Annotated in this window: 6 protein-coding genes and 1 pseudogene; 3 read left to right on the plus strand and 4 right to left on the minus strand. The window is 48.4% G+C overall.

Going from position 1 to position 8140, the window contains the following annotated elements:
• Positions 1–283: 283 nt before the first annotated feature.
• Positions 284–1078, minus strand: coding sequence for a Cof-type HAD-IIB family hydrolase (locus HMPREF0650_RS07200; RefSeq protein WP_004349581.1), 795 nt, complete (start codon positions 1076–1078; stop codon positions 284–286).
• 331 nt (positions 1079–1409) lie between these two features.
• On the opposite strand from HMPREF0650_RS07200, the gene pncB reads away from it, so the two are divergent.
• From pncB to HMPREF0650_RS07220, 3 genes are all read left to right on the plus strand, one after another.
• The gene (gene pncB, locus HMPREF0650_RS07210; protein ID WP_004349583.1) at positions 1410–2630 is read left to right on the plus strand and encodes a nicotinate phosphoribosyltransferase; all 1221 of its coding nucleotides are present in this window, start codon (positions 1410–1412) and stop codon (positions 2628–2630) included.
• A gap of 564 nt (positions 2631–3194) precedes the next feature.
• Positions 3195–4214, plus strand: a complete 1020-nt coding sequence (locus tag HMPREF0650_RS07215) for an NAD-dependent epimerase/dehydratase family protein (RefSeq protein ID WP_004349584.1) — start codon at positions 3195–3197, stop codon at positions 4212–4214.
• Positions 4215–4227: 13 nt separating this feature from the next.
• Positions 4228–5190 (plus strand): phosphatase PAP2 family protein, encoded by a 963-nt coding sequence (locus tag HMPREF0650_RS07220; RefSeq protein ID WP_004349585.1) that lies wholly within the window; start codon positions 4228–4230, stop codon positions 5188–5190.
• Between the two features lie 100 nt (positions 5191–5290).
• On the opposite strand, the gene rseP is transcribed toward HMPREF0650_RS07220, so the two are convergent.
• The 3 genes and pseudogenes from rseP to HMPREF0650_RS13275 form a co-directional block, all read right to left on the minus strand.
• Positions 5291–6688 (minus strand): RIP metalloprotease RseP, encoded by a 1398-nt coding sequence (gene rseP / locus HMPREF0650_RS07225; protein WP_004349587.1) that lies wholly within the window; start codon positions 6686–6688, stop codon positions 5291–5293.
• 70 nt (positions 6689–6758) lie between these two features.
• Positions 6759–7913 (minus strand): 1-deoxy-D-xylulose-5-phosphate reductoisomerase, encoded by a 1155-nt coding sequence (locus HMPREF0650_RS07230; protein ID WP_004349588.1) that lies wholly within the window; start codon positions 7911–7913, stop codon positions 6759–6761.
• A 29-nt stretch (positions 7914–7942) separates the two neighbouring features.
• Positions 7943–8140: pseudogene (locus HMPREF0650_RS13275) on the minus strand (ribosome maturation factor RimM); the annotation flags it as partial.

Here is an 8140-nt window from a genome sequence, read left to right on the forward strand (position 1 = left end):
AATTGTTTGAAATCAATGAACGCAAGCGTTCACCGAATATAACGAATTTAGCAAAAACACGCGACATGTTCATGTCGACAGATTTGTTTCATTCGCAGAACGCTGGCGTTCATTGTCTTGTTTACTTCATTCGTTACATTTGTTACATTTGTTGTTAAAAAACATTGTCCTTAAACGAATGAGCCGCGGAAAATGAAAAGCCGAAGCCGTTCATCTCAGCATGCTGATGCAAACGAACAGGCAGGCAACAGCATGCGAGAATCCGTCGTTGGACGTACCGCTTTTAAATCACGCCGTATCGTTCGAGCGCATTCTTCACGCCATCTTCGTCGACCGACGTGGTGACGTAGTCGGCCACTTTCTTCAATTCAGGCACACTATTGCCCATCGCCACGCCAACGGCAGCCTGTCCGATGATGGAAATATCGTTGCCGCCATCACCAAAAGCCATCGTCTCTTCCACCGAGAAGTCCAGGTGACGGGCCATGGCATGCAGTCCCTGTCCCTTGTCGGCCCATCGTGACGTAACGTCAGTAAACTCCGGATGCCAGCGGCCGGAGAGGCACCCAGTGAGTTTTTGCATGAGTGTTTCTTCTTGCTGCGGCGTGATGAACGGACTCATTTGCAGGATGGGTTCTTTAAGAATCTCATCGATAGCGACCCCTTGCTCAAAGGCTTTCACTTGCAGCATGTCCACGAAGATGCGTCGAAACTTCTCGTCTGGCTGGTAAATACACAGGTTCTTGGTACCTACCAGCACGCAGGAAAAATGTTGTCGGGTGGCTTCATCCACCATTGTTTCAACATCGTTCGCGGGGATGGCGTGCAGACAAATGTCCTCATTGTGGGCAAAACAGTAGGCTCCATTGGACGTAATGTAGCCGTCTATCAAATGTTCGATGTCGCCCAAAACGGTGATGAGCGGTGTTGGACGACCCGTAGAGATGTATATTTCCACGCCGTTTTCCTTTGCTCTTTCCAGCGCTTCCGTGGTTGATGCGGGTATCTTATGGGTTTTAAAACTCACCAACGTGCCGTCGATGTCAAAAAATAAAGCTTTTATTTTGGGTTGTTTCATCAAAAATCAATGTTGAACAGTGGGAAAATAGATCACGACACATACCTTTATAGTATATCCATGACAATCCACTTGCAAAGGTACTGTTTTCCGAAAAATATCCGAAAAACATTTCGTTAACAATCAATAATCTACCAACTTACATGATTTTTGCAAGGAAAAACGTATCTTTGCCAAAGATAGGTTGCACCTCAACAAAGCAAACAAGTTTTCTTTGTCTTCGACTTGCACTATCTTTGCATAAGATAGGCTGCACCTCAACAAAGCAAACAAGTTTTCTTTGTCTTCGACTTGCACTATCTTTACCAAAGACACAACATAAGAAAAAACGATGAAACAGATTATCAGTCACCTCACCGACAACGACGCTTATACCTTCAGTTGTCAATATTACGTCCTACAGAAGTATCCTCGCGCAGAGGTTGAGTACACCTTCTTTGACCGCAACGACACCGTTTATCCGAAGGGGTTCACCGCTCTGGTGGAAGAACAATTGGGCTATATGCCGCAAGTCATGATTACCTCGGAGGAGATTGAGTTCATGAAGGAAAAGATGTATTACCTTCCAAAATGGTATTTCACCTTCCTTCGTGGCTATCGCTTCAATCCTCACGAGGTTACCGTGTCACAGGATGAGCAGGGGCATTTGGACATTACGGTGCGTGGCAAGTGGTATTCGGCCATCATGTGGGAGATGCCTATCCTCGCCATCGTGTCTGAGTTGATGCACAATCTGCGTGGAGAACGTGACGCATACGACCCGAAACGTGAGGCTGAACGCACCCGACAGAAAGCGGTTGAGATTCTCAAGAATGGTCTTGTGCTGGGAGACATGGGCACGCGCCGGCGCTTCTCGTTCGATCATCACGACATGGTGTTGCGCGTGATGAAAGAGGTGCACGATCAAGGTGGCTACGATGACGAGGACGGACACCACCGCTGGTCGGGCCGATTCACGGGAACCAGCAACGTATACCTGGCCATGAAGCACCACCTCACGCCCATTGGCACCATGAGTCATCAGCTCATCCAGTTTGAGGAGAACGTCAGTGGTGTCTTTGAATGCAACTTCAACGTGATGAAAAAGTTCAGTGACGTATACGATGGCGACAATGGCATCTATCTGTACGACTGCTTCGGCGACAAAGTGTTCTTCAACAACTTGTCCAAGCGCATGGCGATGATGTTCGTAGGACTGCGCGTAGACAGTGGCGATGAGAATGAACAGACCGACAAAATCATTGAGAAATATGAGAGTCTGGGCATCAACCCGGCAACCAAACAGGTGGTATACAGCAACGGACTGGACATTGAGAAGGCCATCCGGATACACAAATATGTCGATGGACGCATGCAAGACAGTTATGGCGTGGGTACCTTTCTGACCTGTGACGTAGCGAATGCCGAACCCATGAACATCGTCGTGAAACTTACGCGCAGCAGAATCACGGAGAAACGCGAATGGCACGATTGCGTTAAGCTGTCGTGCGACAAGGGCAAAACCACGGGGGATGCTGAAAAGTGCGCCTATCTCTTGCGTCAGATAGGATAGCCTTTCTAACCTGACGAATAAAGAAACCCATATAAAATGAGGTGTGTCAAATTGCTGATACACCTTTTTTGTTTTACGACGGATGACAGCTGAAACCATCAATACTGGTTCACTTGAGAAAATCCAGCAGGCAAACCTCAAACAACTGGCTATCAAAAGATTATAACAAAGAAACAAGTTTGTCAAAGATATGAAAATACATGGGTATTCAATCTCATTGAGTTTGGCCGCTAAAGTCAATGGGTTTGGGCTCCAATATCAATGGGTTTGGCCGACAAAGTCAATGCGTTTAAAATGCAGGGGTATATCATGTTTTTTTCAGCTGAATGGTTATGCGTTTGCAAATACACTTTTTTCGTCCAAACGATTGCGTTCATTGCGTGCGAACAAGGTGATTCCTTTCACCCTTGACATGGGTTGTTGAAACAAATGCAGATACTTGTTTTTAACCGTCATCAACCTTTCTTCCAAAAGAGAGCCGTGGCGCAAGAAGTCGTTTTTTATCCGAACAAACCGATTATTCGGAAAAATTGTCTAATTTTGCAGCGTAATTACAATTTTTCAATGAGCATTCTAATCACTGGTGCATCGGGGTTCGTCGGCAGTCATCTTGTAGACGAAGCCTTACAACGGGGTATGGAGGTTTGGGCGGCTGTCAGGCCATCCAGTTCACGTCGATACCTCCAGGATGAGCGCATTCACTTCATTGAGTTGGACTTTTCGTCGGAAGAGAAATTGGTCCAACAGCTCGAGGGGCACGCGTTCGACTATGTTGTTCATGCCGCCGGCGTCACCAAATGTGTTCATCCGGACGATTTTCACCGTGTCAACACCGAAGGAACCCAGCACCTGGTGAATGCCATTCTAAAACTGAAGATGCCCATCAAGCGGTTCATCTACATCAGTACGCTGGGCGTGTTTGGCGCCATCAGGGAACAGAAACCGTTTACTGAAATCAACGAGCACGATACTCCCCTACCCAATACGGCGTATGGTAAAAGCAAACTGGAGGCCGAACGCTACCTCGATGCCATTGGAAACGACTTTCCATACATCATTCTTCGGCCAACAGGAATCTACGGTCCACGCGAAAAAGATTATTTCCTGATGGTTAAAAGCATTGCGCGTCATCTGGATTTCGCAGCCGGATACAGTCGGCAAGACATCACGTTCGTGTACATCCTCGATGTGGTTCAGGCCGTATTTCTGGCCATCGACCGCGGCATGAGTGGCCGCAAATACTTCCTCACCGATGGAGGGGTATACCAATCAGACACTTTCAGCGACCTCATCCGCCAAGAGTTGGGCAATCCTTGGTGCGTGCGCCTGAAAGCACCGCTGTGGCTCTTGCGCATTATCACGGCGTGCGGTGAACTCGTAGGCAGAAAAACGGGAAAGCCCATTGCGCTGAACAACGATAAATACAACATTCTACGGCAACGAAACTGGCGCTGTAACATCGAGCCAACCATGGACGAGCTGGGGTATCATCCACACTACAAATTGGAACAAGGTGTGAAAGAAACCGTTAAATGGTATCGCGAGAATCACTGGCTTTCCAGCAAAGCAGCCCCTAAAAACTAATGAACTCATTCTGATGAAATACTTCTTTTCTGAACTATTCTCCATCGAGAAGAAACCCAAGCGCGGGCTTCTGCCTATCGAGTGGGCCATGTTTGCCTACATGGGGTTCACCTTTTTGATGATATTCTTCACCTACACCAAACTGGTCAACCCACATTCGATGATTATCGGGCGCATACAAGTGGCCGCCATGACATTGGCTTTGTGGGGAGTGTACCGTCTGCTGCCTTGCCGCCTGACCCTCTCCGCCCGCATCTTCGCACAGATGGGACTGCTGGCATGGTGGTATCCAGACACCTACGAGTTGAACCGGGTGCTGCCCAATCTTGACCATATTTTCGCCAGTTGCGAGCAAGCCATCTTTGGTATGCAGCCGGCATTGGTCTTTTCCCAGGCGTTTTCGTCGCCCATTTTCAGCGAGCTGATTGATCTTGGCTATGCCTCTTACTATCCAATGATAGCCCTCACCGCTCTTTATTACTTTGTGTGCCGACAGAAAGAATTTCAACGTTGCACCTGGGTCCTCGTCGCATCATTTTTCGCTTACTATGCCATTTATGATTTATTGCCCGTCGTTGGACCTACGTTCTACTTCAAGGCCATCGGACTGGAGAATGCGGCGAAAGGAATATTCCCAAGCGTGAACGACTATTTCAACTATCATCAAGAATGCTTGGTTAGTCCCGGTTATCAAGAAGGACTGTTCTATCATTTGGTGGAAGAAGCCAAAGCGGCAGGCGAACGTCCCACGGCAGCCTTTCCAAGTTCACATGTAGGCATCGCCACGGTATGCATGTTGTTGATTGGACACACGCGCAACCGCAAGCTACTTTGGCTATTGGTGCCCTTCTACGTGTTTCTTTGTCTGGCCACGGTGTACATCCAAGCCCACTATGTGATAGACGCCATTGCCGGATTCATATCGGGTGTTGCCTTTTACTTTCTTTTCATGTTCTTGGGAAAGAAAGTAAAGTGACGAATAGAACCCTACAAAATAAGCATAAAAGGCGAAGAGGCAAGGTGCGAACAATCTCGCGCACCTTGCCTCTTCGCATATAGATTAAGGCCGTATTGCCTTAGTAGGTGATGATTCCCAGCCAGCGCAATACGTCATTCAGGTTGGCTACGATCATCAAAAGCAGTAAGATACCAATGCCGATATATTCGGCACGAATCATGAATGTCTCACTGGGTTTGCGGCGAGTAATCATCTCGTACAGCAGGAAGAGTACGTGTCCACCATCCAACGCGGGGATGGGAAGAATGTTCATAAAAGCCAGAATAATGCTGAGGAAGGCCGTCATGAGCCAGAACATGTGCCAATCCCATACGGGAGGGAACAGACTTCCGATAGCACCGAAGCCTCCTAACGACTTGGCACCATCAGCGGTAAACACATATTTCATGTCGCCTACATATCCTGCCAGCACATGCCAACCGTATTTGGCACCTGCCGGGAAGCTCTCGAAGAAGCCGTATTCTTTCTTGGTGGGTTGATAATACGAGTAAATGCTCGTCATCCCAACGCCCAAAAGCAAATCTTTACTCAACAAAACCTGCGCCGTATCGGCTTTCGAGGCGCCCGGATGCATGAACGCGATGGATGCCGTTCGAATCTTCATGCTGTCTTGCGAGGTCTTGGCGGCCATGAGTTGGTCGTTCAACACGCCCACCTCGTCTTGGAAAGCGTTCCAAGAATCAACCGGCTTACCATTGATGGCAACGATGCGATCACCCTTTTTGACACCGACTTTAGCCGCTGCTCCATCGGGCATGACACTGTCTACATCGGCCAACACAAACGGTGTAACGAAGCGAGGGGTGCTCTTCAGCATGGACAACAGGTTCAGGTCGCCAGGCAAGTTGATACTCATGTGCTTCCCATTGCGGATGATGTCCACCCGCTTGGCGGTAGACAAGTCGCGATAAACGTCGGCATTGAAGTCCTTGAACGCACCTTGGTCGGTACCCAAAAGGATGTCATGGTCTTGAAATCCATACGACTTGGCTTCTTGATTGAAACGCATTCCGTGGGTCATGTCCTTGACCAGAACGTACGATTCGCCCCAATAAAACAACACCATGGAATAGATAAAAAGAGCTAAGAGAAAGTTGACGGTCACGCCACCAATCATGATGAGCAGGCGTTGCCATGCGGGTTTGGAGCGAAACTCCCATGGTTCGGCCGGCTTTTTCATCTGTTCGGTATCGAAACTCTCGTCTATCATACCCGCTATCTTACAATAACCGCCCAACGGAAGCCATCCCATTCCATAGGTAGTGTCGCTATGTTTGGGCTTAAAACTGAACAAATGGCCCTTCCACTTGCCGATGCCGACATCGAAAAAGACAAAGAACTTTTCAACTCTTACACCGAAGAGCTTGGCAAAAAACATGTGTCCGCCTTCGTGCAAGAGGACCAATAAGGAGATTGCCAGCACAAACTGGAGCAACCTGATTAAGAATATTTCCATTTCTATTTGATGAGTTTTCGGAGCTAAAAGGGACTTGATTGTGAACACAAGCACCCTGGTATCTCCATGATCATTTTGTAATTAATTCGTTAGCCATACGGCGAGCCATCGCATCTGTCTCGACATAGGTTTCAAAGGTGGGTGCGGCATCGAAAGCAACACGCTCCATGGTTTTCTCAATGACGTCAGCCATGCCCAGGTAAGTACACCGTCCTTGTCGGAAAGCCTCGTTCACCACCTCATTAGCAGCATTCACCACACAGGGCATGTTGCCACCCTGACGGATGGATTCATAGGCCAGCGCCAGGCATTTGAACTTCTTGAAGTCGGGCTCAAAGAACTCCAAGGGCTGCTTGAACATGTCCAAGCGAGCGCCATCCAGATGCAATCGCTTGGGAAACGAGAAAGCATATTGTATTGGCAAACGCATGTCTGGCACGCCGAGTTGCGCCTTGACACCTCCATCTATGAACTGAACGGCGCTGTGGACGATGCTCTGTGGGTGAATCAGCACCTGTATCTTCTCGGCTGGAACGCCGAAGAGCCACTTAGCTTCGATGACCTCGAAGCCCTTGTTCATCATCGTTGCCGAGTCAATCGTTATCTTGGCACCCATTTCCCACGTTGGATGTTTGAGCGCATCAGCAGCGGTAACGCTCTTCATCTGCTCCAGGGTGAACGTGCGGAAAGGCCCCCCACTGGCGGTCAGCAATATCTTTTCAATCTCATTGTCATCTTCACCGACCAGAGATTGGAAGATGGCACTGTGTTCAGAATCGACAGGTAGAATAGGTACATGATACTGTTGAGCCAACTTGCAAATCAGTTCACCCGCCACGACAAGCGTTTCTTTGTTGGCCAAACACACTTTTTTGTGCGCCTTGATGGCTTGGATGGTTGGCGAAAGACCAGCGAATCCAACCAGTGCCGTTAGCACCATATCTATCGGTTCGGCCTGTACGATTTCATCAAGCGCTGCCTTACCCGCATAAACCTTCACCTCAGGACAGTCATCCAACAACCGACAGAGCGGTTCGTACAGACTTTCATTGGCGATAACCACCGCAGCTGGCTTGAACTTTCGGGCTTGCACAGCCAGTTCTTCATACCGGTTGTTGGCGGTGAGGCAATAGGCTTCATACAAGTCGGCATGCTGCTCGATGACATCAAGCGCTTGTGTACCGATGCTGCCTGTTGAGCCTAATATACATATTTGTTTCTTCATTGATCGTTATGAAAAAGTGCCGAACAGCTTTACTTGTCTGATAAGTCGAGCAAGCCGTCAGGCAATTGTATCGTTATTTCTTTGTTTTGTGCATCTATTTGCTGTATCAAATCCTCGTTGGCGGGAATCAATGTGTCGCCTTCCAGTTCAAACAAGACATTCTCCGTGCTGTCATCTACCGACTCGATAGTGCCAATCAGCTGACCAGTTTGTGCATCTTTCAAGGC

It is taken from the genome of Hoylesella buccalis ATCC 35310, from assembly GCF_000177075.1.
GTDB lineage: Bacteria > Bacteroidota > Bacteroidia > Bacteroidales > Bacteroidaceae > Prevotella > Prevotella buccalis.